This window comes from Alloalcanivorax sp. C16-1, from assembly GCF_046507805.1.
Classification (GTDB): Bacteria; Pseudomonadota; Gammaproteobacteria; order Pseudomonadales; family Alcanivoracaceae; genus Alloalcanivorax.
This window is the reverse complement of sequence record NZ_JBKFTK010000001.1, coordinates 814,355-841,064: the sequence shown is the minus strand read 5'-3', so window position 1 is coordinate 841,064 and position 26,710 is coordinate 814,355. Positions and strand designations below refer to the sequence as shown.

Annotated in this window: 23 protein-coding genes and 1 riboswitch; of the genes, 13 read left to right on the top strand and 10 right to left on the bottom strand. The window is 65.7% G+C overall.

Annotated features, from left to right (window positions below; translation table 11 throughout):
• Positions 1 to 20: 20 nt before the first annotated feature.
• Complete coding sequence (fghA, locus tag ACLD0W_RS03985) at positions 21 to 878, bottom strand: S-formylglutathione hydrolase (protein WP_410306205.1); 858 nt, start codon at positions 876 to 878, stop codon at positions 21 to 23.
• A gap of 50 nt (positions 879 to 928) precedes the next feature.
• A complete protein-coding gene (locus ACLD0W_RS03980) occupies positions 929 to 2,038 on the bottom strand; it encodes an S-(hydroxymethyl)glutathione dehydrogenase/class III alcohol dehydrogenase (protein ID WP_410306204.1) in 1,110 nt (369 codons plus the stop codon).
• Between the two features lie 105 nt (positions 2,039 to 2,143).
• Between ACLD0W_RS03980 and ACLD0W_RS03975 the strand changes: the two genes are divergently transcribed.
• The 3 genes from ACLD0W_RS03975 (at position 2,144) to ACLD0W_RS03965 (ending at position 5,134) form a co-directional block, all read left to right on the top strand.
• Positions 2,144 to 3,022 carry a LysR substrate-binding domain-containing protein gene (locus ACLD0W_RS03975; protein WP_410306203.1) on the top strand — a complete coding sequence of 293 codons (879 nt, stop codon included), beginning with the start codon at positions 2,144 to 2,146 and terminating at the stop codon, positions 3,020 to 3,022.
• 148 nt (positions 3,023 to 3,170) lie between these two features.
• On the top strand, positions 3,171 to 3,980 hold the full coding sequence (gene dkgB, locus ACLD0W_RS03970; RefSeq protein WP_410306202.1) for a 2,5-didehydrogluconate reductase DkgB: 810 nt from the start codon (positions 3,171 to 3,173) through the stop codon (positions 3,978 to 3,980).
• A 125-nt stretch (positions 3,981 to 4,105) separates the two neighbouring features.
• Positions 4,106 to 5,134: an AraC family transcriptional regulator gene (locus ACLD0W_RS03965; RefSeq protein ID WP_410306201.1), complete on the top strand. Its 1,029-nt coding sequence runs from the start codon at positions 4,106 to 4,108 to the stop codon at positions 5,132 to 5,134.
• 210 nt (positions 5,135 to 5,344) lie between these two features.
• On the opposite strand, the gene ACLD0W_RS03960 is transcribed toward ACLD0W_RS03965, so the two are convergent.
• The 3 genes from ACLD0W_RS03960 to ACLD0W_RS03950 all read right to left on the bottom strand — a co-directional run bounded on the left by ACLD0W_RS03960 (position 5,345) and on the right by ACLD0W_RS03950 (position 8,417).
• The gene (locus ACLD0W_RS03960; protein ID WP_410306200.1) at positions 5,345 to 6,238 is read right to left on the bottom strand and encodes an alpha/beta hydrolase fold domain-containing protein; all 894 of its coding nucleotides are present in this window, start codon (positions 6,236 to 6,238) and stop codon (positions 5,345 to 5,347) included.
• Between the two features lie 75 nt (positions 6,239 to 6,313).
• On the bottom strand, positions 6,314 to 7,258 hold the full coding sequence (locus ACLD0W_RS03955) for a DegV family protein (RefSeq protein WP_410306199.1): 945 nt from the start codon (positions 7,256 to 7,258) through the stop codon (positions 6,314 to 6,316).
• A 103-nt stretch (positions 7,259 to 7,361) separates the two neighbouring features.
• Positions 7,362 to 8,417 carry an AbrB family transcriptional regulator gene (locus ACLD0W_RS03950; protein WP_410306198.1) on the bottom strand — a complete coding sequence of 352 codons (1,056 nt, stop codon included), beginning with the start codon at positions 8,415 to 8,417 and terminating at the stop codon, positions 7,362 to 7,364.
• Positions 8,418 to 8,675: 258 nt separating this feature from the next.
• Between ACLD0W_RS03950 and leuC the strand changes: the two genes are divergently transcribed.
• Together leuC and leuD are read left to right on the top strand one after the other, a co-directional pair.
• Positions 8,676 to 10,103, top strand: coding sequence for a 3-isopropylmalate dehydratase large subunit (gene leuC, locus ACLD0W_RS03945; RefSeq protein WP_410306197.1), 1,428 nt, complete (start codon positions 8,676 to 8,678; stop codon positions 10,101 to 10,103).
• Entirely contained in the window at positions 10,103 to 10,711 is a 609-nt protein-coding gene (gene leuD / locus ACLD0W_RS03940; RefSeq protein WP_410306196.1) for a 3-isopropylmalate dehydratase small subunit, read from the top strand. Before leuC ends, leuD begins: the two co-directional genes overlap by 1 nt.
• A 9-nt stretch (positions 10,712 to 10,720) precedes the next feature.
• Here the strand turns inward: leuD and ACLD0W_RS03935 are convergent, their stop codons facing one another.
• Positions 10,721 to 11,908 carry a citrate synthase gene (locus ACLD0W_RS03935; protein ID WP_410306195.1) on the bottom strand — a complete coding sequence of 396 codons (1,188 nt, stop codon included), beginning with the start codon at positions 11,906 to 11,908 and terminating at the stop codon, positions 10,721 to 10,723.
• A gap of 178 nt (positions 11,909 to 12,086) precedes the next feature.
• On the opposite strand from ACLD0W_RS03935, the gene ACLD0W_RS03930 reads away from it, so the two are divergent.
• The 6 genes from ACLD0W_RS03930 (at position 12,087) to ACLD0W_RS03905 (ending at position 19,155) form a co-directional block, all read left to right on the top strand.
• Positions 12,087 to 13,376, top strand: coding sequence for a CitMHS family transporter (locus tag ACLD0W_RS03930; RefSeq protein WP_410306194.1), 1,290 nt, complete (start codon positions 12,087 to 12,089; stop codon positions 13,374 to 13,376).
• A 96-nt stretch (positions 13,377 to 13,472) separates the two neighbouring features.
• Positions 13,473 to 14,858 carry an OprD family outer membrane porin gene (locus tag ACLD0W_RS03925; protein WP_410306193.1) on the top strand — a complete coding sequence of 462 codons (1,386 nt, stop codon included), beginning with the start codon at positions 13,473 to 13,475 and terminating at the stop codon, positions 14,856 to 14,858.
• A gap of 45 nt (positions 14,859 to 14,903) precedes the next feature.
• Entirely contained in the window at positions 14,904 to 15,917 is a 1,014-nt protein-coding gene (locus tag ACLD0W_RS03920; RefSeq protein WP_410306192.1) for a phosphoglycerate dehydrogenase, read from the top strand.
• A 23-nt stretch (positions 15,918 to 15,940) separates the two neighbouring features.
• The gene (locus ACLD0W_RS03915; protein ID WP_410306191.1) at positions 15,941 to 17,356 is read left to right on the top strand and encodes an acyclic terpene utilization AtuA family protein; all 1,416 of its coding nucleotides are present in this window, start codon (positions 15,941 to 15,943) and stop codon (positions 17,354 to 17,356) included.
• A complete protein-coding gene (locus tag ACLD0W_RS03910; protein WP_410306190.1) occupies positions 17,349 to 17,657 on the top strand; it encodes a DUF4387 domain-containing protein in 309 nt (102 codons plus the stop codon). The genes ACLD0W_RS03915 and ACLD0W_RS03910 overlap by 8 nt, the downstream gene beginning before the upstream one ends.
• Before the next feature lie 133 nt (positions 17,658 to 17,790).
• On the top strand, positions 17,791 to 19,155 hold the full coding sequence (locus ACLD0W_RS03905) for an MmgE/PrpD family protein (protein WP_410306189.1): 1,365 nt from the start codon (positions 17,791 to 17,793) through the stop codon (positions 19,153 to 19,155).
• Positions 19,156 to 19,170: 15 nt separating this feature from the next.
• Here ACLD0W_RS03905 and metF read toward each other — a convergent pair whose 3' ends face one another.
• The 4 genes from metF to ACLD0W_RS03885 all read right to left on the bottom strand — a co-directional run bounded on the left by metF (position 19,171) and on the right by ACLD0W_RS03885 (position 23,831).
• Positions 19,171 to 20,001 (bottom strand): methylenetetrahydrofolate reductase [NAD(P)H], encoded by an 831-nt coding sequence (gene metF / locus ACLD0W_RS03900; RefSeq protein WP_410306188.1) that lies wholly within the window; start codon positions 19,999 to 20,001, stop codon positions 19,171 to 19,173.
• Between the two features lie 73 nt (positions 20,002 to 20,074).
• Positions 20,075 to 21,463, bottom strand: coding sequence for an adenosylhomocysteinase (gene ahcY, locus ACLD0W_RS03895; protein ID WP_410306187.1), 1,389 nt, complete (start codon positions 21,461 to 21,463; stop codon positions 20,075 to 20,077).
• A gap of 20 nt (positions 21,464 to 21,483) precedes the next feature.
• Positions 21,484 to 21,561: riboswitch (S-adenosyl-L-homocysteine riboswitch) on the bottom strand.
• 105 nt (positions 21,562 to 21,666) lie between these two features.
• The gene (gene metK, locus ACLD0W_RS03890; protein WP_410306186.1) at positions 21,667 to 22,815 is read right to left on the bottom strand and encodes a methionine adenosyltransferase; all 1,149 of its coding nucleotides are present in this window, start codon (positions 22,813 to 22,815) and stop codon (positions 21,667 to 21,669) included.
• Between the two features lie 32 nt (positions 22,816 to 22,847).
• Complete coding sequence (locus ACLD0W_RS03885; RefSeq protein ID WP_410306185.1) at positions 22,848 to 23,831, bottom strand: ArsR/SmtB family transcription factor; 984 nt, start codon at positions 23,829 to 23,831, stop codon at positions 22,848 to 22,850.
• 190 nt (positions 23,832 to 24,021) lie between these two features.
• Here ACLD0W_RS03885 and ACLD0W_RS03880 point away from each other — a divergent pair, with 190 nt between their 5' ends.
• Both ACLD0W_RS03880 and tkt read left to right on the top strand, forming a co-directional pair.
• Positions 24,022 to 24,546, top strand: coding sequence for a hypothetical protein (locus ACLD0W_RS03880; RefSeq protein WP_410306184.1), 525 nt, complete (start codon positions 24,022 to 24,024; stop codon positions 24,544 to 24,546).
• Positions 24,547 to 24,686: 140 nt separating this feature from the next.
• Positions 24,687 to 26,693, top strand: coding sequence for a transketolase (tkt, locus tag ACLD0W_RS03875; RefSeq protein WP_410306183.1), 2,007 nt, complete (start codon positions 24,687 to 24,689; stop codon positions 26,691 to 26,693).
• Positions 26,694 to 26,710: the final 17 nt, after the last annotated feature.

Genomic DNA, 26,710 nt, shown 5'->3' with positions numbered 1-26,710 from the left:
GCTCCTACCGATCCGTGCTCTCAGGCGCTGCGCAGGTGATGCGCGTGGTAGCGCAGGTGGTCGTCGATAAAGCTGGCGATAAAGAAATAGGAGTGGTCGTAACCCGGCCGCATCTGCAGGGTCAGGCCGATGCCGGCGTCCTGGCAGGCCGCTTCCAGGGCCTCCGGACGAAGCTGCCCGTCCTGGTAGAAGTTGTCCGCGTCCCCCTGATCCACCTTGATTTCGTCCACCCGGGCGCCGCCGGCGATCAGTTCGCAGGCGTCCCATTCCTTCCAGCCTTCCCGGTCGTCGCCCAGGTAACCACCGAACGCCTTCTCGCCCCAGGGGCATTGGGTGGGGTTGGCGATGGGCGCGAACGCGGACACCGAGGTGTAGCGGTCCGGATTCTTGAGTGCGCAAATCAGCGCGCCGTGGCCGCCCATGGAATGGCCGCTGATCGCCTCGCGGCCATTCAGTGGGAAGTGTTCGCGCACCAGCGCCGGCAGCTCTTCGGTCACATAGTCGTACATCCGGTAGTGCTTGTTCCAGGGCGCCTGCTCCGCGTTCAGATAGAAGCCGGCGCCGGAACCGAAGTCGTAGCTGTCGTGTTCGCCGGGCAGGTCGGTGCCGCGCGGGCTGGTGTCCGGGCACACGAACGCCAGCCCCAGCTCCGCCGCCACCCGCTGGGCGCCGGCTTTCTGGGTGAAGTTCTCGTCGGTGCAGGTCAGGCCGGACAGCCACCACAGCAGCGGCACGTCCCGTTCCTCCGCCGCCGGCGGCAGGAAGATGGCGAACACCATCTCGCAGCCCAGCACCTTGCTTTGGTGCTTGTAGCGCTTGAGCCAGCCGCCGAAGCTCTTGTTGGCGGAAACCAGCTCCAGTTCGTTGGGCGTGGTCATGCTATCTCCTCGGGTACGTCGGGGGCGGTCGAACGACCGCCCCCACGGAATCAATAAAGAATGACGGAGCGGATGCTCTTGCCCTCGTGCATCAGATCGAACGCCTTGTTGATGTCATCCAGCGGCATGGTGTGGGTGACGAACTCGTCGATCTTGATCTCGCCCTTCATGTAACGGTCCACGTAGCCGGGCAGTTCGGTGCGGCCTTTCACGCCGCCGAAGGCGGAGCCTTTCCAGACCCGGCCGGTGACCAGCTGGAACGGGCGGGTGGAAATTTCCTCGCCGGCGCCGGCCACGCCGATGATGATCGATTCGCCCCAGCCTTTGTGGCAGCACTCCAGGGCGGAGCGCATCACGTTGACGTTGCCGATGCACTCGAAGGAGTAGTCCACGCCGCCGTCGGTGAGCTCGACGATCACTTCCTGGATGGAGTTGCTGTAATCCTTGGGATTGATGAAGTCGGTGGCGCCGAACTGGCGGGCGATTTTTTCCTTATCCTTGTTCACGTCGATGGCGATGATGCGCTCCGCCTTGGCCATCACCGCGCCCTGGATCACCGACAGGCCGATGCCGCCGAGGCCGAATACCGCCACCGTGGAACCGGGCTCCACCTTGGCGGTGTTGAGCACCGCGCCGATGCCGGTGGTGACACCGCAGCCGAGCAGGCAGATCTTGTCCAGCGGCGCTTCCTTGCTCACCTTCGCGAGGGACACTTCCGGCACCACGGTGTACTCGGAGAAGGTGCTGGTGCCCATGTAGTGGTTGATTTCCTTGCCGTTCAGGGAGAAGCGGCGGGTGCCGTCGGGCATCAGGCCCTGGCCCTGGGTGGCGCGCACCGCCGAGCACAGATTGGTCTTGCCGGACAGGCAGAACTTGCACTTGCCGCATTCGGCGGTGTACAGCGGGATCACATGGTCACCGGGCTTGACGCTGGTGACGCCCTCGCCCACTTCCTGCACGATGCCGGCGCCCTCGTGGCCGAAAATGGAGGGAAACAGCCCTTCCGGGTCCTTGCCGGACAGGGTGTAGGCGTCGGTGTGGCAGACGCCGGTGGCGACAATCTGTACCAGCACTTCACCGGCCTTGGGGCCGGCCACGTCCACTTCCTCGATGACCAGCGGCTTGCCCGCTTCCCAGGCCACGGCGGCTCTTGATTTCATGGTGTTCTCCCTCTGTGTCCATATGGCGTTGGCGCCCATGGTAGAGCAGCGCCGGGGGGCGGATTAAGGCATCATGGCGCAATAGATTATTGCTCAGGAGCAACAATGCAGCATTGGGACCGGATCGAGGCGTTCGTGGAAGTGGTGCGGCACGAATCCTTCGCCGGGGCCGCCCGCGCCCTGGGCGTCTCCAGCTCCCATGTGAGCCGGCTGGTGGCGCGTCTGGAAACGGAGCTGGGCACCCAGCTGCTCTACCGCACCACCCGGCGGCTGGGGCTCACCGACGCCGGGGCGGTCTATTACGAGCACTGCGCCCAGCTGTTCGACGGCTTCCAGGAGGCGCTCACCGCCATCAGCGACTATCAACAGCAGCCCAAGGGCGTGCTCAAGCTGACCTGCGCCACCACCTTCGGTGAGAAATTCATCGCGCCGGTGGTCAACGATTTCCTGGTCGCCCACCCCCAGTTGTCGGTGCGCATGGACTTCACCAACCGCCGGGTGGACATCGTCGACGAAGGCTTCGACGTGGCGATCCGCACCGGCGCCCTGCCCGCTTCCACGCTGATCGCCCGCAAGCTGTGCCCGCGCCGGGAGTACGTGGTGGGCTCGCCGGCCTATTTCGACCGTCACCCGCGCCCGCACACCCTGGGGGAACTGGCCGGCCACAACTGTCTGCTCGGGTCCACCGAGCACTGGGCCTTCGACATCGACGGCCAGCACCGCACCTGGCGGGTGCAGGGCAACTGGCGGGCCAACTCCGGGCTGGCGTTGCTGGACGCCGCCGTCAAAGGGCTGGGGCTGGTGCAGTTGCCGGACTATTACGTGGAGCCGGGGCTGGCGGACGGCAGCCTGGTGTCGGTGCTGGACCAGTACGGCTGCGGCCACACCGCCGTCTGGGTGGTCTATCCGCGCCATCGTCATCTGTCGCCGAAGGTGCGGCAGTTCGTGGATTTTCTGGTCGCCGCCATGGCGGATCGCGACTGAAGCGGAGCGCCGCCCGGTCGCTCCTACTTCGCTCCCCTGTAGGAGCGACCGGGCGGCGCTCCGCTTCAGTCGCGATCCGACCCTTGAAAGCCGCTTCACCCGCCGTCAGGTACAACCTTGTTGATGGATCAAACGGCAAGGAGAGATCATGGCTAAGGCGAACATTCCGGCCCTGGGGCTGGGCACCTTCCGGCTCAAGGGCGAACAGCTGATGGGCAGCATCCACACCGCCCTGGACCTGGGCTACCGGCACATCGACACGGCCCAGATGTACGACAACGAGGAGACCGTGGGCGCCGCCCTGGACGCCCACGACTTGCCCCGGGACGAGGTGTTTCTCACCACCAAGATCTGGCACGACCGGCTGCGTCACGACGACCTGCTGAAAAGTCTGCAGCAAAGCGTCAACCGGCTGCGCACCGACGCCGTCGATCTGGCCCTGATCCACTGGCCCAGCCCCGATGACGAAGTGCCCATGGACGAGTACATCGGCGCCCTGGCGGAAGCCAAGGCGCGCGGGCTGGCGCGCCATATCGGCGTGTCCAACTTTACCGTGGCGCAGCTGGAACAGGCCCTCAGCGTGCCCGGCGGCGAGCACATCGTCACCAACCAGATCGAGGTGCACCCGTTCCTCACCAACCGCAAGGTGGTGGACGCGGTGAAACGCGCCAACCTTACCGTCACCGCCTATATGCCGCTGGCGGTGGGCAAGGTGATGGAGGACGACACCCTGAAACAGCTGGCCGGAAAGTACGACGTGACCCCGGCCCAGCTGGTGCTGGCCTGGCTGCACCAGAAGGACATCGTGGTGATCCCGTCGTCCACCAAGGAGGCGCACCTGAAGGCCAACAAGGCGGCCCTGGACCTGACTCTGGAAGACGACGACATCGCCATCATCGAGCGGTTGGACCGGGGCGAGCGCATCGCCGATCCGGATTTCGCGCCCGCCTGGGACTGACCTTGCCCCGCTAAACCCTCCGGCCGGGTTCGCATGGAAAGTGTGAACCCGGTCTTAAACTTGTGCGCGGGCCCGCGCCGTGGTACCTGTTTTTGCCTATGTCCGGGTTTTCAGGAGACCACGGGATGGCGACTCCCACGGATCGCGCCGCTGCCTTGCCCCACGACCTGTTTCGCGCCGACCAGCTGCCCGAGGCGGACCGCTTTCCGGTCTGGCGGGAGAGCGTGCGCCCGCTGTTCGACTCCCTGCCGGCCACCTCGGAGCGCTTCGACGCCTGGGTGGAAAGCTACGACCTGCGCGAAGTGTTCATGGCCCGTTGCGGCTTTTCGCCGCTGACCTTCCAGCGCCGTGCCGGCGACACCGCCGACGGTGACCACTGGCTGGTGCAGCTTTATCTGCAAGGCGGCTATCTCGGCCACAACGGCGACCGGCCGGTGCGGGTCGGCCGCGGTGACATCGGCCTGCTGGACCTGGGGCGCGCCCTGGAGACCCGGGCGCCGGCCTCCCAGGTGCTGTCGGTGGTGATCCCGCGGGACGTGTTCCGCGCCCTGGTGCCCACCGCCACGCCCCGGCACGGCACCGTCCTGGCCGCCGGCCGCCCGGTGACCACCATCCTGACCCACCACCTGTCCACGGTCTGGAACAGCCTGCCCGAGCTGACCGTGGACGACCTGGAAGGGGTCAACCGCACCCTGGTCGGGGCGGTGGCCGGTGCCTTCGCCGGCGCCGGCGCGGGGGAAGCGTCCCGGGAGGCGCTGGCCCGGGCCGGCCTGGACGCCATGCTGGCCTGGATTCGCGATCACCTGGACCAGGACCTGACCCCGGAGCGGCTGTGCCGGCGGTTCGGCTGCTCGCGCACCGCGCTCTACCGGCGGTTTCAGCCGCTGGGCGGCGTCGCCGCCTATGTGCGCGAACAGCGGCTGCTGCGCTGCTATCGGGACCTGCGCCGTGCGGCGGTGACCGGTGAAAAGGTGGTGGACGTGGCGGTGCGCTGGGGCTTCGACAGTCAGAGCCACTTTTGCCGCCTGTTCCGGCGCGCCTTCGCCATGACCCCCAGCGACGTGATCGATCAGGCCCTGGCTCAGCCCGCCGACGGGGCCGGGCTGGCGGGGCTGGCCAGCCCCGCCTTCCATCATTGGCTGCGTCATCTGTGATCGGGACGCACGGTCAACGGATTCGGGACGTTCGGGCAAGCGCGGTTGCCCGGGCTTAATGCAAAATGGTGATGTGACCGTCGTTGAAACCGCAAGGGTTGTGAGCAATGCTCGGCGATATTGAGACGGTCGCCGGCGCCGGCACCGCTTAACCGTCGCGTCGCCCACCGGGGGGAGGGCGGCGCGGCGGGCGGCCGGACCGATCCTCGTTCAGTGCCCGTCGGGCGCCGTCAGGTGGCGCTCCAGAAACCGCAGCCCCGCCTTCTCCGCGCCGCCTCCGAACAGGAAGGTGGCCACATGGCCCCGCCCCTTCAGCAGATACAGTTCCGTGTCCACGCCGTTGTCCCGCAGGGTGTGATAAAAATCCACCGCGTGATCCTTGGGCACGGTGTGGTCCCAGGTGCCGTGGTACAGAAACACCGGCGGCGTGTTCGGCGTCACCGAGGTCACCGGCGAGGCCGCGGCGTAAACCGCCGGGATCGCCTCGCGCTCACCGCCCAGAAATTGCGGCACCAGCTCGCCGCCCTTGAATTTGCGCAGATCGCTGGGCGTGCCGCCGGCCACCACCGCCTTGGGCCGCGTCACCGGCCCGCCATGGGGTTGGTTCAGCGGATTGTCCGCGTCGCTGGCCACGGTGGCCAGCAGCGCCACCAGATGGGCGCCGGAAGAATAGCCCCAGGCGCCCACCCGGGTGCGGTCGATGCCGTACTCGTCGGCGTGCACGTGCAGCCAGCGCATGGCCATCTGCAGGTCCTGCAATTGCGCCGGGAAGGTGTAGGCCGGGGCGAACCGGTATTCGATGTTCACCGCCACCAGACCGTGCTCCGCCAGCCAGCGGGACAAATCCTCCATGTCCGCCGGCGAGCGCCTCGCCCAGCCGCCGCCGTGCACCACCAGCACCGCCGGGTAGCGGCCCTCGGCCCGGGGCCGGTAGACGCTGGCGTGCAGCGCCCGGGGCCAGTCGTCCGGCGTATAGACGCGGTCGTGGACCACGGCGATCGGCGTGGTCTCGGGCAGGGCCGCCGGTTCGCCGGCGGGGGCGCCGAGATGACGGACACAGCCGCCCAGTGCCAACAACAGCAGAGCGGGGAACAACAGACGCATGGCGTTTATCCTTGGCGTTTCCGGCCGTGGGCAAAACGCCATGCTGGCCCGGCCCGGATCAAGGCCGGGTGACGGTCAGTCCAGGAAGGTGGGGTCGTCCACGATCATGCCCAGGCTGAGCGCCCCCGGGCCGATGTTCACCGCGCCGGTGAGCCCCATGGTGCTGAGCAGCAGAGCCACGTCGTGGTCCTGGGCCGCCGCCGCCAGTTTGTCGAAGCCGGGCATCTGGCGGATGCGGCTTTCATCGCCGGCGTAGCTGATGCAGATCACCGGCGCGGTGAGGCCGCGCTCGATGCAACGCACCGCGTGGCGGAAGATCGCCTCCACCCCGGCGTCGAAGCCGCGCATTTTCGCCACCGGGAAGGTTTCGTCCTGGCGCGCGCACAGCACCGGCTTGATATCCAGGGCATTGCCAAGAATGGCACCGGCCCAGCTCACGCTTTTGTCGCCGCGCTTCTTGGCCCGTTTGTGCAGATAGTAGATGTCCGGCACCACCGCGTAGCCGGTGGCCTGGCTGGCCAGCACCTCCACGCTCTGGCGAATCTCGGTGATTTTCATGCCGGACTCGATCAGGCGCACGGTCTCCGCCGCCAGGGCGCCCTGGCCGGCGAACAGGGTCTGGCTGTCGGTGACGCGCAGGGCGAACGGCCCTTCCACCCCGGCACGTTTGCGGATCGGTTTGTACTCGCGAAGGATGGCGTGGGACGCCTCGGTGGCGTTGGCGAAAATCGGGCTGCGGCTTTTCGGTACCGTCTGCACCAGCGCGTAGTCGAAATCCAGCACCACCCGCTCCAGGAACAGCGCCTTGATCTGCTCCATGGTGAACGGCACGGACACGGCGTCGTGGGCTTTTTCCGCCACCTCGGTGGCGTAGAACTGGCGGGTGCGGTCAGGGTCCCGGTCATCGACGATCACCTGATCGCCCAGCCGGATCGAGACCGGCAATACCAGCAAACCGTATTCGTCGATAAAGGACTTGGGCAGGTCGCAGCCGGAGTCCACCACCAGGCCGATTCTCATCGTTATTATCCCCCGAGGTGTTTGAAACGAGTCTAACCAAAACGGGAGGGCCTGCAACCGCATTGAAAAATCCGCCAGCGACGCCCGGGCGGCGTCGTAGGCTTTACTTCGGAATCGGTGGATGGCGGCTCTGCCAGACCGCCACGGTGCGGGCCACGCGCGGCCCGATGGAAAGCACCATCAGCAGGCGCAGAAACTGCGAAGCCAGGATCAAGGGCAGCACCACGTCGGCTTCCCGGGCGATGATGATAATGGTCTCGATGCCCCCGGGGCTGAGCGACAGATAAGCGGTGAGCAGATCCATGCCGGGCACCAGCCACGTCAGCACCACCGCCATCAGCCCGCACATCAGAATCACCACGGCCGCCGCCGCCAGCATGATGGGCAGCAGTTTAAGACAGTGCTTGATGGCGGCCCGGGTGAAGGTCAGGCCCACGTACCAGCCAGTCAGGGTGAAGGCGGGGATGAAGAGGGCGGGCGGTACTTCGATGGTGACCACGCCGGCGCCCTGCAGGGCGGTGCCGGCGAAGGCCGGAATCAGCAAGGCCAGGGTGCCGTTGCCGCTGATCTTGCTCAGGGTATAGCCGAAGATCGCCAGCGCCAGAGCGGCGACAACCGGCAGGTACGCCGTCGGCAGCGACCAGGTCACCGGCAGCCCGCCGGAGCCGGCGTGCGCGGCACCCTGGGTTTGCTCCAGCAGCGCCGCCATGGCAATGGACGCCACGGACACCAGTACGATGCGCGAGTACTGCATCATCGCCACCACGCGGGGATCGGAATGGTGCGCGTCGGCGAGCAGGACCATGGCGGAGGCGGCACCGGGGAACAGGCCCCAGATGGCGGTGGTATCCGGCAGCCACCGGCGCCGGGCGATGGCCACGCTGATAAGCACGATCACCGCCATGGTGGACAGGTTGAGGGTGGTCAGCATCAACCAGTGGTCCCGGTAGGCGGCCAGCAATTGCGGAGTGATGAAGCCGGCGATCAGGCAGCCCATGACGCTTTGCGCGGCCACCGAAAAATTGCGATGCAATCGCAGGCCGCCGCCGCTCAAGGCGATCACCACGCCGGCCACCATCGGGCCGAGCATGAACGCCGCCGGCAGGGTCAGCAGGCGCATCAGCGTGGCGGCGCCGGCGGACAGCAGAATCAGGAGCAACCACAGGGCCGCCGAGCTTCTTGTTCGAAGGGGCATGACGATCAACATCGAAACGGTGGGTGATGGATCGTCGGAAGATATACCACTGATTCCGCTGAAAAAATCTGTACGCAATCGATCAACATCAGGTTCTTTCCGGGGTCGTTCCGATGCATGAAAACCGTCAATGATTGACAAAAACAGTAAACATTTACACATATTTTGTGGGTGTATATGCTCCGACCTTTCGTTGTCCCCCCGGCGAATTCTGGAGCAGCCATGGCCCCGAAGACCCTCTACGACAAACACATCGATTCGCACACCATCCGCAAGCTGGACGATCACGGGCATGTGCTGCTTTACATCGACCGGCAGGTGGCGAACGAGTACACCAGCCCGCAGGCGTTCAGCGGCCTGCGCGAAGCAGGGCGCAAGGTGCGCCGACCGAGCGCCACCCTCGGCGTGGTGGACCATGTGAACCCCACCGCGCCACAACGCACCGCGGAGGTGGCCGACGCCGGCGGCGCCCGCCAGGTGAGCTATTTCGGCCGCAACTGCGAGGACTTCGGCATCGAGTTGTTCGACATCCTCGACGGTCGCCAGGGCATCGAACACGTGGTGGCGCCGGAGCAGGGTTTCGTTCTGCCCGGCATGGTGGTGGCCGCCGGCGACAGCCACACCACCACCTACGGTGCCCTGGGGGCGTTCGGCTTCGGCATCGGCACCTCGGAGATCGAGCACCTGCTGGCCACCCAGACGCTGGTCTACAAGAAGCTCAAGGCGATGCGGGTGATCGTGCACGGGCCGCTGGCGCCGGGCGTCACCTCCAAGGACGTGATCATGGCGTTGATCGGACGTATCGGCGCGTCCGGTGCCTCCGGCTTTGCCATCGAGTTTTGCGGCTCCGCCATCGACGATCTGTCCGTGGAGGCGCGCATGACGATCTGCAACATGGCCGTGGAAGCCGGCGCCCGGGGTGCCTTCATGGCGCCGGACGACAAGGTGTACGCCTATCTGGCCGACAAGCCCCGGGCCCCCAAAGGCGAGATGTGGGACCGGGCGGTGGCGCAATGGCGGCGGCTGTACAGTGACCCGGGCGCCCACTTCGACCGGGTGGTGACCCTGGAGGCCGGCGAGCTGGCGCCCATGGTGACCTGGGGCACCAGCCCGGACCAGGTGGTGAGCATCGACGGCAGCGTCCCGGATCCCAAACAGGAACCGGATCCGCTGCGGCGGCGGGACATGGAGCGGGCCCTGCGCTACATGGACCTGGCGCCGGGCACCCGGCTCGACAGTCTGCCCATCACCCACGCCTTCATCGGCTCCTGCACCAACTCGCGCATCGAGGATCTGCGCGCCGCCGCCCGGGTGCTGCGCGGTCGCAAGGTGGCCGGCGGCGTGCGCGCCATGATCGTGCCCGGCTCCACCCCGGTGAAACGTCAGGCGGAAGAGGAAGGGCTGGCGCGGCGGTTCATCGACGCCGGCTTCGAATGGCGCCAGTCCGGCTGCTCCATGTGCCTGGCCATGAACGACGACGTACTCGCCCCGGGCGACCGTTGCGCGTCCAGTACCAACCGGAATTTCGAGGGCCGGCAGGGCGCCGGCGCGCGTACCCACCTGATGAGCCCGGCCATGGTGGTCGAGGCGGCCATCGCCGGGCGGCTGGCCGATGTCAGAAACACCCAGGGCAAGGAACCGGAGGCCTGATGGAACCTTTCACCACCGTCAGCGGCGTGGCCGCGCCGCTGCTTTCCGCCAATATCGACACCGACGTGATCATGCCCAAGCAATTCCTCAAGGGCATCGACCGGTCCGGCCTGGACCGGGGCACTTTCCACGATCTGAGGTTCCGGCCCGACGGTTCGGAAGACCCGGACTTCATCCTCAACCGACCGCCCTGGCGGCAGGCCCGCTTTCTGGTGGTGGGGCCCAACTTCGGCTGTGGGTCGAGCCGCGAACACGCGGTCTGGGGGCTGCGCCAGCTCGGCATCCGGGCGCTGATCGGCAGCAGCTTCGCCGGCATCTTCTTCGACAACTGTCAGCGCAACGGCGTGCTGCTGATCGAGCTTGATCAGGCGCGGGCGGCGGAGATCGGCGAGGTGGTGTCGGAGGCCGGCGCCGCCACCCTGGAGATCGACCTGCCGGCGCAGACCCTCACCCTGGCCAACGGCGTGGTGGTCGAGTTCGACATCGACGGGTTGCGTAAGGACGCACTGGTCTCGGGTCTGGACGCCATCGACCGCACCCTCACCCTGAGCGACCGCATCGAGCGGTTCGAGGCCCGGCATTTCGCCGCGCAGCCCTGGCTGGCCTGACGCCGGCGTTCAGGTCGGCAGCTTGCCCACATAGTTGGCGCGCTGCCGGGACACCGGTTGCTGGCATTGCTCACTGGCGTGGGCGATCCAGCCGATGGTCCGGGCGATGCCGGCCAGCGCCAACTCCTCGCCGACCAGGCCGCACTTGCGCCCCACGAAGCTGGCCAGCAGCACGAACTCCGGCGGCTTTCGCACCAGTTCATTGGCCACCTCGGCGGCTTTCATCAGATTCTGGAATTCCGGGTCGGACCCGAACATGGCGGCGAGGGCGTCCAGTAAATTCGCCACCCGCGGGTCTTCCACCTTGTGGGTGGAATGATTGAAACCGGGGATCTCACCGTTCTGGCTGAAGTACTGCAGCACCGGCGGGGTCGGGTCCCGGGCGGTGCAGATTTCCGTAAGCAGCCGATTGGCCGCCTGATGGCGGGCGTACGCCGTGCGCCGACCCTGGTAGGTGGTAAGGCCGGCAATGGCGGCGTAATAGGGCGTCACCCCGGTGCGCGCCGCCGCCCGCACGCTGTAGGTGCAGTGGTCGAATTCGTGGTCGATGAACAGCACCAGCAGGCGCCGGATCAAATCCTCGTAGGCCGGGTCCAGCCCCAGCTCGCGGGTCAGGGACTGGTGCAGCGGCGACGCATCCGGCACGCCCCGGCCGGCGATCAGCGAGGCCAGAATGCGCACCACGTCGGCGCCGGTGCGGGCGTAGGCGTCCGGCGACAGATCAAAGGCGCGCGGGTTCTCCCGCTCGACCAGCGGAAACAGCGCGATCGCCTTTTCCGACACGGTCATGCCCCGGTACAGCTCCAGCAGGGGCCGGGTGGCCCGGGGCATGGTCGGCAGCGACGCCGAAAACGCCCCCGGTGACTGCCAGACCAGCTCGGCGGCTTCTTCCACCGAGGCGGTATCGGCCAGTTCCGTGGCGCTCACGCCGCGGTAGTAGACGCCGTTGTCCGTCAGCAGGGTGATGGCGCTGCTTTTCATGCCCAGGTCCAGGTCCGGTCGCCGCTCGGTGGCCGGCCGGCCTTCGCCGCTGGCCAGCGTCTCGATGTCCGCCGCCCAGTAGCGCCGCTTTCGCGACCCCTCCACTTTCACCGAACGAATGCCCTTGCGGCTTACGTAGGCGTACAGCGTGGGCAGGCTCACGCCGAGCTTGCCGGCGGCCTCCTCGGCGGTCAGGTACAGGTGATCATCACTCACGGGAATCGGTCCTGTTGGTTCGCGAACGTGGCTCCGCGGCATTGGAACACGGATGAATAGTTATTGTAAATATGAACGATAAAAATCCAGATTTACTTGATTATAATCAATGTGTACGGTTCAGGCTTGATCGCCCAGGGGCGGTTCGCGTTATTCGGAAAATAAGAAGGAAAGCGATATGGCTTGGATTGGTTTCGGTATGGTCATCACCTTCATGACGCTGATCATGACCAAGCGGTTGTCCGCCGTGGTGGCCCTTATTCTTGTTCCGGTGCTGTTTGGTCTGCTCGCCGGTCTGGGGGCCGACATGGGCGGCATGATCATGGACGGCATGCGCAAGGTGGCGCCCATCGCGATCATGCTGGTGTTCGCGATTCTGCTGTTCTCGATCATGTACGACGCCGGCCTGTTCGAGCCGCTGGTTCGTTGGATCACCCGCTTCGCCGGCCACGATCCGCTGCGCATCGCGCTGGCCACCGCCTTTCTCGGTGCCGCCACCTCCCTGGATGGCGACGGCACCAGCACCGTGCTGATCGTGGTCACCGCCATGCTGCCGGTCTACCTGCGCATTGGCATGAATCCGCTGATCATCGCGCTGCTACTGCTGCTCACCAACACCATGATCAACATCATTCCCTGGGGCGGGCCCACCGCCCGGGTGGCCAGCGCGCTGCATCTGGATGTGATGGATATCTTCGTGGGTCTGATCCCCGCCGCTCTGCTGGGGCTGGTGTACGCCGCCGGGGTGGCCTGGTGGCTGGGCATGAAGGAGCGCAAGCGGCTGGGCTGGGCGCCCGGCAAGGATATGCTGGAGCCGGACGCCGCCCAGCACATGCCGGAGGCCGACAATGGCCACCAGCGTCCCCGGCTGGTCTGGGTGAATCTGCTGCTGATGCTGGGTATGGCCGCCGCCATGGGCACCGGCCTGGCGCCGCTGCCGGTGGTGATGGTGGTGACCTTCGCTCTGGCCCTGCTGATCAACTACCCGCGACTGGCGGATCAAAAGGCGCGCATCGCCGCCCACGCGGAAAATGCCGTTACCGTGGCCACGCTGATTTTTTCCGCCGGCGTGTTCACCGGCATTCTCACCGGCTCGGGCATGGTCGACGCCATGTCACAGGCCTTTGTGTCGATCATCCCGGACGCCGCCGGCGAGTACATGTCGCTGATTACCGCCTTCGCGTCGCTGCCGTTCACCTTCTTTGTCTCCAACGACGCCTACTTCTTCGGCATCGTGCCGATCCTCGCCTCCGCCGGGGCGGAGTACGGCGTTGATCCGATTCACATCGCCCGCGCTTCCATGCTGGGCCAGCCGGTTCATGCGCTGAGCCCGCTGATCGCCGCGGTCTATGTGATCAGCGGGTTGCTGAAACGGGAGGTGGGCGAGCTGCAGCGGTTCTCGCTGGTGCCCGCCGTGGTCGCGTCCCTGGTCTTTATCGCCGGAGCCTGGTTGACCGGCGCCATCTGAAACAACACCGGATAAAAAAACGGGCGCGCATCCGGCCACGCCGGGTGCACGGAGCCCCTCTGTCAAAAATAAGTATAAGAGGTAGCAAAGATGAACATGAAAAACGCAATGCTGACGGCGCTGGTGGTGGCCGTTCCCGCGCCGGCGATGGCGGTGAACATCCACGATTACGACCGCACCGGCAACGACGGTGAACTGAATGTATACATGCGCGCGGTGCATATCGATACCCGCATCGAGAACGATCTGATGGATGAGCTGCTCGGCGGCATCCCGATCGGCGAACGGTTGGGCGGCACCGCGCTGGGCGTGGTCACCGACTACGAATCCCGCTACTGGATGGACAGCGTCGGCTTCGACGCCTCCCTGTACGGCGTGGCCAAACTGGATGCGCGGCCCGAGGATCGGGACCTGTTCGACGATACCTCCGGCGACAGTAAGAGCTTCGGCAAGTTGGGCCAGGCCAACGTCAAGTTCCGCCATGGCGGCGAGAAGTGGCTGGCGGCGTTTCAGGTCGGCCGGGGCCGCTTCGACGCCGGCACCGTGGTGACCAAGGACACCCGCGCGGTACCGGGCAGCTATCAGGGCGCGCGCGGACAGATGCGTTTTGAAGGTCTGGATATCGGCCCCCTGCCCGGCGTGTTCAGTGTCGACGCCGCCTACATCAACCGTGCCTCGCCCCGGGACCGGGAAGACTTCGAGAAAATCGTCAGCGAAAGCGGGCAGGAGATCACCGACATCAAAACCGTCGGCGTGGAATACGACGCCCGCCTGTTCGCGCTCAAGTTCGCCCGCGGCGTGGCCCGCGATTTCAACCGCAACACCAGCTACGCGCTCACCCTGCGCGCGCCCATCGGTGAGGACGGCGGCGCCATTCTGGAAACCCAGTACTACGACTTCCAGAAGGACGGCGATATCTGGGAGCGTGACCTGGCCGCCGGCGAAGCGGCTTATGACGACGACGCCAATTGGTTGAACGTCAATCTGGGGCTGGAGATCGCCCGCTGGGGTCTTGGCCTTTCCTACTCCAAATCCGAGGCCGAGTTGAGCAACGGGCAGCTCGGCTACGCCTACTTCGACCATGGCGACAACGCCGATGGGCTGATGGACGCCTGGACCCGCTCCGGCAACGACTTCAACAACGATGGCGAGGAAGCCTGGCAGATCGGCCTGCGGTATGACTTCAGCGGCCTGTCCCTGGGCCGTATTCCGCTGGACGGCGTCAACGCCATGGCGCTGTTCAAGCGCGGCGAGTTCGACGCCACCAACCCGCTGACCGGCGTCAATACCGACGTGGAAGAAAAGCAGCTGGAGTACCGCCTGAACTACCGGTTCGACGAACCGGAGCATGAGGGCGTGTCCGTGGGCCTGATCTACACGCGCTACTGGATCAATGAGGACTTCGTGGCGCTGGTGTCCGCGCATCCGGACAACGTGCTGAACGGCGAGGAGCTGCGCGTCTATGTCGATTACGCATTCTGATATGGAAAGAAAGGCAGGGCGGCAAACGTGAGCGGTGAAACCAACATGGTAGATGAAAGAAAGTCGGTGGTGGTGACGCAGAAGTTCTTTGACGAGGGCACCCTTCGCTTCCTCGAGGAGAACGGCTGCGACGTCACCGTGGCCCGTTTCGCGGACGGTGTCACCGACGCCACCGCCAGTGAGGCGGAACTGATCGCCCTGCTCGGCGGGGCGGACGCCTGGATCGTCGGCCACGCCAGCGTGACCCTGAGCCTGCTGCGGGCGCTGCCGCGCCTGAAGGTCGTGGCACGTCGCGGCGTCGGCTACGAGAAAGTGGATCTCGACGCCGCCAAGCAAACCGGCAAGGCGGTGACCATCGCGGCCGGTGGCAATGAGGAAAGCGTGGCCGACCGCACCCTGGCGTTGATGCTGGGGGTGGCCCACCGGCTGCGCGAATCCCAGCAGCAGCTGATCGACGGCCCCGGCGCCATTCTGCTGGGCCACGATCTCTACGCGCGCACCGTCGGCATCGTCGGTCTCGGGCGCATTGCCCGCAACGTGGTGCGGAGGCTGAAAGCTTTCGATGTCACCGTGCTGGTCCACACGCCCCGGCCGGACCCGGCCTACGCGGAGGCCATGGGCGTCGAGTACGTGGACCTGGCCACCCTGCTCCGGCGCAGCGACTTCGTCTCCCTGCATGCGCCGTTCAAGCCGGATACCCGGCACCTCATCAACGCCGAACGGCTGTCCTTGATGAAGGGCGATGCGGTCCTGATCAACACCGCCCGGGGCGGCCTGGTCGATGACCGCGCTTTGCTGGCCGCGCTTGCCGCCGGGCGGCTGGGTGGCGCCGGGCTGGACGTGTTCGAAAGCGAGGCGGCGCCGGACCTGGCGGACGTGACCCGGGAGCTGGTGCGCCGGCCCGACGTGGTCGCCACGCCGCATTCCGGCGCCTCCACCCACGAGGGCCTGCGGCGCACCAACCGGGTGGCGGCCCACTGCGTGGTGTCGGTACTGAACAACCAGGCGCCGCCGGCCGGCTGCCTGATCGTCGGCCCCGCTCCGCGGCGCTCCGTTTAATGAAAGGTGTGGAGGACACTCTGATGAAACAGGATTCGGAACACAGCATTAAGGTGATCGTGCCTTGCGGCTCCCTGGGCGCCGGCGTGCGCGAGGAGGAAATCGAGCGCGGTTTCCGGCTCGGCGCCCGGGCCATCGCCACCGACGCCGGGTCCACCGACAGCGGCGCCGCCTATCTGGCGTTGGGCAAATCCAAGAACAGCCGGGGCGCGGTAAAGCGGGACCTGAAGATTCTGATGCGGGCCCGGGCCGGGCACGGCGTGCCCTTGATCGTGGGGACCTCCGGCCAGGCCGGCGGCGACCTGAACCTGGCCTGGACCCGGGACATCGTGTTGGAGGTGGCCGATGAGCTGGGCCAGTCCCCGCGCATCGCGCTGATCCACTGCGAACAGGACAAGGCCACGCTCAAGCGTCTGAACGCCGAGGGCCGCATCGCCCCGCTGCCGCCGCTGGGTGACCTGGAAGACGACACCATCGACGCCTGCGAGCACATCGTCGCCGCCCTGGGCGTGGAGCCGTTCGTGGCGGCCCTGGAGCAGGGCGCGGACATCATCCTGGCCGGTCGCGCCACGGACACCGCGGTGATCGCCGCCTTCCCGATCTGGAAAGGCGCACCCTGGGGCCCGGCCTGGCACGCCGGCAAGATCGCCGAATGCGGCGTGCAGTGCGCGGAAGATTCCACCGGCGGCTCCGGCGTGCTGATCAGCGTGGACGCCGACGGGTTCCAGGTGGAGCCGTTGGACCCGGCGAACCGCTGCACGCCGAACAGCGTGTCCGGGCACATGCTCTACGAAAACAGCGACCCATTCCGGCTCACCGAGCCCGGCGGCGTGCTGAACGTCACCGAAGCCCAATACCGGTCCGTGGACGAGCGCACCGTGCGGGTTACCGGCTCACGCTGGGAAAAACACCCCTACACCATGAAGCTGGAAGGCGCCGCCGCCGGCCCCTACCAGACCATCATGCTGGTCGGCATCCAGGACCCGGATGTGCTCGCCGACATCGAAGGCTTCCACGACCGCCTGCTGGCGGCGCTGTACCAGCGCACCCGGCAGAGCATTGCCGAGGAGGAGCTGGGCGAGTTTCATATTTCCCTGCGCATGTACGGCTGGAACGCGGTCACCGGCACGACGCCGCCACCGGGCACGCCGACGCCGCCGGAGCTGGGCATGCTGTTCGTCGCCACGGCGGACACCCAGGAACTGGCGAACACCATCGCCCACGCCTGCAACCCGTACTTTTTCCACTACCCCAGTATTCTGGGCAAGGAGCTGCCCTCCTACGGCTTTGCGTTCTCACCGGCGGATATCCCCCGTGGCCGCGTTTACGAATTCAAGCTCAACCACGTCGTCAAACTGGATGACCCCTTCGAGCTGATCACCACCGAGTGGGTCGGCCGGAGCGGTGCCCACCAACCCGAGGAGAAAGTGGATGCCTAAGCTGCGCGAAGTTTGCCGGTATGTGCGGTCGAAGCAGGCGGGTCCGTTCTGGATCACCTTCGATGTCTATTTCGATAGTCGGGAAAACTTTGATCGCTATCACCGGAGCCCGGCGCTGTCGGTGCAACGGTTCGCCACCCTGTACGGCGCCGATCCGGCGCTGGTGAAACACATACCGGTGCCACAGCTGAGCATGGTGAAGATTTCCTATCCCCGCCCCACGCCGCAGGGCGGCATGGTGGAGCGGGACATGCATGCCGGGCAGCAGTATGCGCGGTTGCTGGATGTTCAGCTGGATTGACGGTGTGCCATCCCTGATGTGGCTTGTGGTCGTCACATAGGGCTTTCGTTGCCCGCCTGGGCAGGCGCCGCCTCTTCGTTCGAAGCGGCGGCGTCCTCTTTACCTTCGATGAGAAATTGTGAGAGAAACCGCCGTGACACTTGCCAAGCGCCTCGCGCGTTACGCCTTCGATTTTCCTGCCGCCGATCTTCCCGAATCCCTCCGAGCCATCGTCCGCAGCCGGCTGCTGGACAGTCTGGCCTGCACCCTCGGCGCCTACCAGGCCGCCCCGGTGGACGCCGCCCTGGCCTACGCCTCGTCGTCGTCGGGACCCTGCGGGCTGTTCGGGTCGGCGCGCACCACCACCCCGGAGATCGCCGCCTTCGTCAACGGTGTGATGGTGCGTTTTCTGGACTACAACGACGGCTACATGGGCCTGGAGCCGGGCCACCCCAGTGACAACATTCCCGCCTGTCTGGCGGTGGCGCAGGCGGAACAGGCCGGTGGTGAGGAACTGATCGCCGCGATTCTGCTCGCCTATGAAATCCAGATGCGCTTTCAGGACGCCGCCAGTCTCAACAAGAAGGGCTGGGATCACGTCAATTACATCAATATCTCCGCCGCTCTGGCGGTGGGTAAACTGATGAAACTGAACCCGGACCAGCTCGAGCAGGCCATCAATATCTCGCTCAGCGGCCATCTGGCCCTGCGGCAGGTTCGCTCGGGTACGCTTTCGGATTGGAAGGGCTGTTCCGCCGCCAACGCCGCCCGCAACGCCATTTTCTCGGCGCAGCTGGCACGCCATGGCATGACCGGCCCGGCGCCGGTTTTTGAAGGGGCCATGGGGTTCGAGAAGCAGATCACCGGCGAGCTGGACCTGGACGTGGACCGCTTCGCAACGCTGGAGAACGACGATTTCGCCATCCGCCGCTCGCTGACCAAGACCTTTCCCACCAATGGTGAACTGCACACCGCCGTGTGGGCCGGTATCGACCTGCGTAAGCGCATCGACGATCTGGCCGCTATCCAGACCATCCGTATCGAGACGTCCGAGTTCAACCGGCGGGTGCTGGCGGACGGCGCCGACAAATGGCGCCCGAAAACCCGGGAGACCGCCGACCACAGCCTTCCCTACAACGTGGCCCGTGCCCTGCTGGACGGCGACATCACTCTGGCGTCTTACTCGCCGGAGAAGATCGCCGATCCGGCGGCGATCCAGTTGATGGACCGGACCACGGTGACCGTGGACCCGGCGCTCACCGCCCTGTTTCCCAAGCATCTCGCCAACCGGGTGGTGGTCACGGTGCACTCGGGGGAACGTCTGGTCAGCGAGGTGATCAGCGGACCGGGTTCGGTGGAAACACCCATGACCCCGGCGGCGTTCGAGGAAAAATTCCGCAAGATGGCGGCGCCGCATCTCAGTGACGGTGCCCAGGAAAAGACACTGGCCTTTGTCGCCGATCTGGACAGCCAGACCGGCTTCCAACCGCTCTTCGATGCCATGGTCAAAACGGTCTGACCATGGCGTCGCGGATCAAAGACCCAGGTTGTCGAGCACGCGCAGGATCGGCGCGGCCTGATTCATGGTGTAGAAGTGCAGGCCCGGCGCGCCCATGGCCAACAGCCGCTCGCACAGGCGGGTGACCACCTCCTCGCCGAACGCCTTCACCGCCGCCTCGTCGTCCTGCAGGTCGACGAGGCGGCCGCGCAGCCAGCGCGGGATGTCGGCGCCGCAGTTGTCCGAGAACCGGAACAGGTTGGCCACGTTGAGGATCGGCATGATACCCGGGTACACCGGCGCGTCGCAGCCGCGGCGGCGCAGCTCGTCCATGTAGTAGCCGTAGGCGTCGGCGTTGTAGAAATACTGGGTGATGCCGCTGTCGGCGCCGGCCGCCACTTTCCGTTTGAAGTGATCGATGTCGTCGCCGAAGCTGCGCGATTGCGGGTGGTTTTCCGGGTAGGCGGCCACTTCCAGATGGAAATGGTCGCCGGTCTCGGCGCGGATCAGCGCCACCAGGTCATCGGCGTATTTCACTTCGCTTTGCGCGTAGCCCATGCCGGAGGGCAGGTCGCCGCGCAGGGCGACGATGCGGGTCACGCCCTTTTCCTTGTAGCCGTTCACCAGTTCCATGATCTCGTCACGGCTCTGGCCGATGCAGCTCAGGTGCGGCGCGGTGTCCGGGTGCTGCTCGCGCAGCAGGTCCACCATTTGTTTGGTGTAATCCCGGGTGGAGCCGCCGGCGCCGAAAGTGCAGGAAAAGAATTCCGGTTTTTTGACCAGCAGTTTTTGCTGGGTGTTCAGCAGTTTCTCCCGGCCCTGTTCGGTTTTGGGCGGAAAGAATTCGAAGCTGATGCGTTTGGACATGGCAATACACGGGCCCCTTGCGGGGCCCCGTGCCTTTACAGATGACAACGGTTCCGGCGCACCGGAACAATATTCAGTACTTGTAGTGGTCCGGCTTGAACGGGCCGTCGGTGCCCACGCCGATGTAGTCGGCCTGGTCCTGGGTCAGTTTGGTGATCACGCCACCGAAGCCCTGCACCATGTACTTGGCCACTTCTTCGTCGAGATGCTTGGGCAGCACTTCCACCTTGAGCATCTTTTCCTTCACCGTGTCGGAGTGGCCGGCGAAGCCCTGGTCGAACAGGTACATCTGCGCCAGCACCTGATTGGCGAAGGAGCCATCCATGATGCGGCTGGGGTGGCCGGTGGCGTTGCCCAGGTTGACCAGGCGGCCTTCGGACAGCAGCAGCAGGAAGTCGGCGTTTTTCTTGTCGCGCCACACTTTATGCACCTGCGGCTTCACTTCTTCCCATTCCCAGGTGTTGCGCATGAAGGCGGTGTCCACTTCGTTGTCGAAGTGGCCGATGTTGCAGACCACGGCACCTTTCTTCAGCGCCTTGAGCATATTGGCGTCGCACACGTTCAGGTTGCCGGTGGTGGTCACCAGCAGGTCGGTGTTGCCCAGCAGCGCCCTGTCCACGGAGGCTTCGCTGCCGTCGTTGATGCCGTCCTTGTAGGCGCTGACCACCTCGAAGCCGTCCATGCAGGCCTGCATGGCGCAGATCGGGTCGATCTCGGTGATCTTCACGATCATGCCTTCCTGGCGCAGGGACTGGGCGGAACCCTTGCCCACGTCGCCGTAGCCCACCACCAGCGCTTTCTTGCCGGACAGCAGGTGGTCGGTGGCGCGTTTGATGGCGTCGTTGAGCGAGTGACGGCAACCGTATTTGTTGTCGTTCTTGCTCTTGGTGACGGAGTCGTTCACGTTCACCGCCGGCACTTTCAGGGTGCCTTTCTTGAGCATGTCGTAGAGACGGTGCACGCCGGTGGTGGTTTCCTCGGTGATGCCGTGGATGTTGTCCAGCATCTCCGGATAGGTGTCGTGGATGTAGGCGGTGAGGTCGCCGCCGTCGTCCAGGATCATGTTGGCGTCCCACAGCTTGCCGTCGCTGTCGCGGCAGGTCTGCTCGATGCACCACATATATTCTTCCTCGGTTTCGCCCTTCCAGGCGAACACCGGCACGCCGGCGGCGGCGATGGCGGCGGCGGCGTGATCCTGGGTGGAGAAGATGTTGCAGGAGGACCAGCGCACTTCCGCGCCCAGGGCCTTGAGGGTTTCGATCAGCACCGCGGTCTGAATCGTCATGTGGATGCAGCCGATGATGCGGGCGCCTTTCAGCGGCTGTTCGGCGCGGTATTTTTCCCGGATCGCCATCAGTGCGGGCATTTCGGTTTCCGCGATCTCGATTTCCGAGCGACCCCATTTGGCCAGGGAAATATCCGCGACCTTGTAGTCCTGCAACGCTTCTGCTTTTGCGTTCATTGCTTTCTCCATTCGTGGTTAGCGAATGGGCGCCGTTGTTCGTTTCGACCCCGTTTCATCGAGCCTCGCGGATGTCCGCTGCAGCGCCCCTCGATGATGATGGGGTTGTGTAGGAGCGGCTTCAGCCGCGAAGGGCGCCTATTCGCGGCCGGTGTTTCGCGGCTGAAGCCGCTCCTACGGAGGTTTTGATTTACGTTTTCTGCTTACAGCGCCGCTTTCAGCGCTTCGGCCTTGTCGGTGTTTTCCCAGCTGAAGCCTTCCCGGCCGAAGTGGCCGTAGCTGGCGGTGGGCCGGTAGATCGGCCGGCGCAGGTCGAGCATTTCGATGATGCCGCGCGGGCGCAGGTCGAAGTGTTCGCGTACCAGCGCCACGATCTGTTCGTCGGAGATCTTGCCGGTGCCGAAGGTGTTCACCGAAATGGAGGTGGGTTCGGCCACGCCGATGGCGTAGCTCACCTGGATTTCGCACTTGCTGGCCAGGCCGGCGGCGACGATGTTCTTGGCCACGTAGCGGCCGGCGTAGGCCGCGGAACGGTCCACCTTGGACGGGTCCTTGCCGGAGAAGGCGCCGCCGCCGTGGCGGGCCATGCCGCCGTAGGTGTCGACGATGATCTTGCGGCCGGTGAGCCCGCAGTCGCCCATCGGGCCGCCGATCACGAAATTGCCGGTGGGGTTGATGTGGTAAAGGGTCTTGTCGTGCAGCCACTCGGCGGGCAGCACCGGCTTGATGATCTCTTCCATCACCGCTTCACGCAGCTCGGGCAGTTTGATGTCCGGACAGTGCTGGGTGGAGAGCACCACCGCGTCCACCGCCACCGGCTTGCCGTTTTCGTAGCGCAGGGTCACCTGGCTCTTGGCGTCCGGGCGCAGCCAGCCCAGGCGGCCGTTCTTGCGCAGTTCCGCCTGGCGCTCCACCAGCCGGTGGGAGAAATAGATCGGAGCCGGCATCAGGGTGTCGGTCTCGTCGGTGGCGTAGCCGAACATCAGGCCCTGGTCACCGGCGCCCTGTTCCTTGTTGTCCGCCTCGTCCACGCCCATGGCGATGTCCGCGGACTGTTTGCCGATGCCGTTGAGCACCGCGCAGCTGGCGCCGTCGAAGCCCACGTCGGAGCTGTCGTAGCCGATGTCCAGGATCACCTTGCGGACGATGTCTTCCAGTTCCACGTAGGTGTTGGTGCGGACTTCACCGGCGACGATCGCCATGCCGGTTTTGACCAGCGTTTCCACCGCCACGCGGGCGTGGGGGTCGTCGGCGATGATGGCGTCCAGCACCGCGTCCGAGATCTGGTCGGCCATTTTGTCCGGATGGCCTTCGGAGACCGACTCGGAGGTAAAGATGGAATACTCACTCATTAGGGGGTCTCCCGTGATTTAACTGGTAACTTTCAACTGCTCTTTTCAAAACTTCTTACCTGCACCTGAAAACCGTTGCGCATGGCCAGAAACAGGCTTTCGCGCAGGCTCAGACCGGCCCGGCCGGCCCAGGCCACCAGATCGGCTTCGTCGAAGCCGAGCCAGAAATCGCCGCAGGCGTCCACCGCCCAGCGTTGATCGTGGCGACATAAATCAGTAACCACCAGCACGCCGCCCCCGTTCAGTTGCGCCGCCGCCGCCTTGAGGGCGCTGGCCGGCGAGGGCAGGTGGTGCAGCACCATGTTGAGCACCACCGCGTCCACCGGCGGTAAGCGCTCGCCGTCCTGGGGCCACTCGCCGGCCACCAGGGTCACATTGTCCAGTTTCGCCTCGCGCACCCGGCGCCGGGCCAGGGCCAGCATGGCCTCGCTGTTGTCCAGCGCCAGCACCTGCTCGAAACGGGCCGCCAGGGGCGCCAGAAAGCGGCCGTCGCCGGGGCCGATCTCCAGGGCGCGCCGCGCCGGAGCGCCGGCCAGGGCCCGGTCGAGCAGCTCGCAGGCCTGCTCGGCGTACTGATCGTACTCGGCGATCAGTTCCTGCTGGCGCGGCAGGTCGTCGGCGTGGCGGGCGAAAAACGCCCGGCTCTGCGCCGCCCGCTGGGCCTGCACCCCGGCCAGCCGCTCGGCGGTGCCGGTATCCAGCAGCGTTTCGTCCAGCTCCTCGAACAGGGCGCCGTGCAGCTTTTCGGTGGGCGCCTGGGGCGGCGGCAGCCGCCGCCGGTAGAAAATCGAGTTGCCCTCGCGGCGTTTCTCCACCAGCCCGGCCTGGGCCAGCACCTTGAGGTGGTGGCTCATGCCCGACTGCTTGATGGCCATGATCTCGCCCAGCTCCAGCACCCCGAAGCTGTTCTGCCCCAGCACCCGCAGCACCTCCAGACGCAACGGATCGCCCGCCGCCTTGAGGAAGGCGGCCAGGGTATCCAGGGGCTGCTCCAGCGGTGCCGCATCAATGGTCATAAGGCGCGAGTCTAAAGGAAGCGGAAGTCTGCATCAAAGTTTATTGATATAGGTGTCCCGGTGGCGTGAAAGCCGTGCTGCGTGGCGCCCGGGGCGGCTGGCCGGCCTGTCCCATTGTTGCCATCGGTCTTCACGTGTCACAAAAATCGTGTTCCCCGCGTGCATGGGTACCCGGGGCGGATAAAAATGAGTGTGGGGCTGGGATTCAGGGTTATTAATCGAAGCTGTATTGGGGGCGGATGTGAAATCAACGATCAAGAAAGCCGTAATCCTTTTTTTCGGGGTGCCGGGCACCCTGATCTACTTGCCCGCGCTGGCACTTTTTCTCGTTGCTTGTCTCCAGTTGTTCCTGCCGTTCGAAACGGGGTGGATAGGCAGGCTTTGGGAAACAAGCGATGACCGTGTCTCGCTGTATACGGCTTTTGTGCCGTTGTTTCTTGTCATCATAGGGGGATTTCTGGGGCTGATGGGCTTTTGGTGCTGGGCGCTGGCTGATCGGGAAACGGCCGGAGACAGGAAGCTGATCTTCATCTCCTGCTCTTGCGTCGCGGGGGCGGCGTCCATGTTCACCGTTCTGTTGTACTCCGGGGATTTCGATACTTATTTTGGCATTTACTCTTTAGCGGGGGCGGGGGTTGGTTTGGGGGTGGCCGTTGTGTCATTAACAGAGCTGGCTCGGCGGCGCTCTCGGCCAAATAGCCCGTCCGGCCTATAGGTGCCTCGGCCGCGATATCCAACGTTCCGGGCACGCTCCGGGCCAGCCCGTAAGCCCCGGGGTTTGCCCCCACCCCGGGCTTCGGCGACAATAGCGCCCCCTTTTCCCAGCGCTGTTCAAAAATCATCCAGGAGACGTGCATGTCCTCTGCTCCCGCTGCCCGTGATCTCGCCAACGCCATCCGTGCCCTCAGCATGGACGCGGTTCAGAAAGCCAACAGTGGCCACCCCGGTGCGCCCATGGGTATGGCGGACATCGCCGAGGTCCTCTGGCGCGGTTTCCTGAAGCACAACCCGGCCAACCCGCAGTGGGCCGACCGGGACCGCTTCGTGCTCTCCAACGGCCACGGTTCCATGCTGCTCTACAGCCTGCTGCACCTGACCGGTTACGGCGTCAGCCTGGACGACATCAAGAACTTCCGTCAGCTCGGCAGCCCCACCGCCGGCCACCCGGAATACGGCGACGCGCCGGGCATCGAGACCACCACCGGCCCGCTGGGCCAGGGCTTCGCCAACGCCGTGGGCATGGCCCTGGCGGAAAAGATGCTGGCCGCCCAGTTCAACCGGGACAGCCATAACATCGTCGACCACAACACCTTCTGCTTCCTGGGTGACGGTTGCATGATGGAGGGCATCTCCCACGAGGCCGCGTCCCTGGCCGGCACCCTGGGCCTGGGCAAGCTGGTAGCGTTCTACGACGACAACGGCATCTCCATCGACGGCGAGGTGGAAGGCTGGTTCACCGACGACACCGTGGCCCGCTTCCGCGCCTACGGCTGGCACGTGATCCCCAATGTGGACGGCCACAGCCCCCAGGAAGTGAAGCTGGCGGTGGAGAACGCGCTGAAGAAGAGCGACCAGCCCACCCTGATCTGCTGCAAGACCGTGATCGGCTTCGGCAGCCCCAACAAGCAGGGCAAGGAAGAGTCCCACGGCGCCGCCCTGGGCGAAGAGGAAATCACCCTGACCCGGGACGCCCTGGGCTGGCACCACGGCCCTTTCGAGGTGCCGGACGACATCTACCAGGCCTGGAACGCCCGCGCCGCCGGCGCCCGGGCGGAGGCCGACTGGCAGGCCCGCTTCGACGCCTACCGGGCCGAGCACCCGGAGCTGGCCGACGAGTTCCAGCGCCGCCTGGCCGGTGAGCTGCCGGCCACCTTCGAGCAGCAGGCCGACGATTTCATCGCCCAGTGCCAGCAGGCCATGGACAAGGTGGCCACCCGCAAGGCCAGCGAGCAGGCCCTCAACGCCTACGGCCCCGGGCTGCCGGAGCTGACCGGCGGTTCCGCCGACCTGGGTGGTTCCAACAACACCGTCTGGAAGGGCTGCAAGTCGATCACCGCCGGCGACGCGAATGGCAACTACATCCATTATGGCGTGCGCGAATTCGGCATGACCGCGATCATGAACGGCCTGTGCCTGCACGGCGGCGTGCGCCCCTACGGCGGCACCTTCCTGACCTTCATGGAATACGCCCGCAACGCGGTGCGCATGGCGGCGCTGATGCATCAGCCGAACATTCTGGTTTACACCCACGACTCCATCGGTCTGGGCGAGGACGGCCCCACCCACCAGCCCATCGAGCAGATCGCCAACCTGCGCATGACGCCGAACCTGAGCACCTGGCGGCCCTGCGACACGGTGGAAACCGCGGTGGCCTGGAAACACGCCATCCAGCGTGACGACGGCCCCACGGCGCTGATCTTCTCCCGCCAGGGCCTGCCGTGCCAGGAGCGCGACGACGCCGTGCTCGCTAACGTGGCCAAGGGCGGCTACACCCTGCTGCAGACCGGCGAGGGTCAGCCCGAGGCGATCATCCTGGCCACCGGTTCCGAGGTGGAGCTGGCGGTGAACGCCGCCCGCGCCCTGGGCGAGCAGGGCCGCAACGTGCGCGTGGTGTCCCTGCCCAGCGTCGACGCCTTCCTGTCGCAAAGCGCCGACTACCAGGAGCAGGTGCTGCCGTCGGCGGTGCGGGCCCGGGTGGCGGTGGAAGCGGCCATCGTCGACTACTGGTACCGCTTCGTGGGCCTGGACGGCAAGGTGATCGGCATGCACGGCTACGGCGCCTCGGCGCCCGCCGGTGACCTCTACAAGCACTTCAACATCACCGCCGAGGCCGTGCAGCAGGCGGTGGACAGTCTCCTCTGAACCGCGCACCGCGGAGG

Bases quoted from the DNA above. Each gene is read 5' to 3' on its own strand.
- fghA (WP_410306205.1), bottom strand. From the start codon at position 878: ATGACCACGCCCAACGAACTGGAGCTGGTTTCCGCCAACAAGAGCTTC.
- ACLD0W_RS03980 (WP_410306204.1), bottom strand. From the start codon at position 2,038: ATGAAATCAAGAGCCGCCGTGGCCTGGGAAGCGGGCAAGCCGCTGGTC.
- ACLD0W_RS03975 (WP_410306203.1), top strand. From the start codon at position 2,144: ATGCAGCATTGGGACCGGATCGAGGCGTTCGTGGAAGTGGTGCGGCAC.
- dkgB (WP_410306202.1), top strand. From the start codon at position 3,171: ATGGCTAAGGCGAACATTCCGGCCCTGGGGCTGGGCACCTTCCGGCTC.
- ACLD0W_RS03965 (WP_410306201.1), top strand. From the start codon at position 4,106: ATGGCGACTCCCACGGATCGCGCCGCTGCCTTGCCCCACGACCTGTTT.
- ACLD0W_RS03960 (WP_410306200.1), bottom strand. From the start codon at position 6,238: ATGCGTCTGTTGTTCCCCGCTCTGCTGTTGTTGGCACTGGGCGGCTGT.
- ACLD0W_RS03955 (WP_410306199.1), bottom strand. From the start codon at position 7,258: ATGAGAATCGGCCTGGTGGTGGACTCCGGCTGCGACCTGCCCAAGTCC.
- leuC (WP_410306197.1), top strand. From the start codon at position 8,676: ATGGCCCCGAAGACCCTCTACGACAAACACATCGATTCGCACACCATC.
- leuD (WP_410306196.1), top strand. From the start codon at position 10,103: ATGGAACCTTTCACCACCGTCAGCGGCGTGGCCGCGCCGCTGCTTTCC.
- ACLD0W_RS03930 (WP_410306194.1), top strand. From the start codon at position 12,087: ATGGCTTGGATTGGTTTCGGTATGGTCATCACCTTCATGACGCTGATC.
- ACLD0W_RS03925 (WP_410306193.1), top strand. From the start codon at position 13,473: ATGAAAAACGCAATGCTGACGGCGCTGGTGGTGGCCGTTCCCGCGCCG.
- ACLD0W_RS03920 (WP_410306192.1), top strand. From the start codon at position 14,904: ATGGTAGATGAAAGAAAGTCGGTGGTGGTGACGCAGAAGTTCTTTGAC.
- ACLD0W_RS03915 (WP_410306191.1), top strand. From the start codon at position 15,941: ATGAAACAGGATTCGGAACACAGCATTAAGGTGATCGTGCCTTGCGGC.
- ACLD0W_RS03910 (WP_410306190.1), top strand. From the start codon at position 17,349: ATGCCTAAGCTGCGCGAAGTTTGCCGGTATGTGCGGTCGAAGCAGGCG.
- metF (WP_410306188.1), bottom strand. From the start codon at position 20,001: ATGTCCAAACGCATCAGCTTCGAATTCTTTCCGCCCAAAACCGAACAG.
- ahcY (WP_410306187.1), bottom strand. From the start codon at position 21,463: ATGAACGCAAAAGCAGAAGCGTTGCAGGACTACAAGGTCGCGGATATT.
- metK (WP_410306186.1), bottom strand. From the start codon at position 22,815: ATGAGTGAGTATTCCATCTTTACCTCCGAGTCGGTCTCCGAAGGCCAT.
- ACLD0W_RS03885 (WP_410306185.1), bottom strand. From the start codon at position 23,831: ATGACCATTGATGCGGCACCGCTGGAGCAGCCCCTGGATACCCTGGCC.
- tkt (WP_410306183.1), top strand. From the start codon at position 24,687: ATGTCCTCTGCTCCCGCTGCCCGTGATCTCGCCAACGCCATCCGTGCC.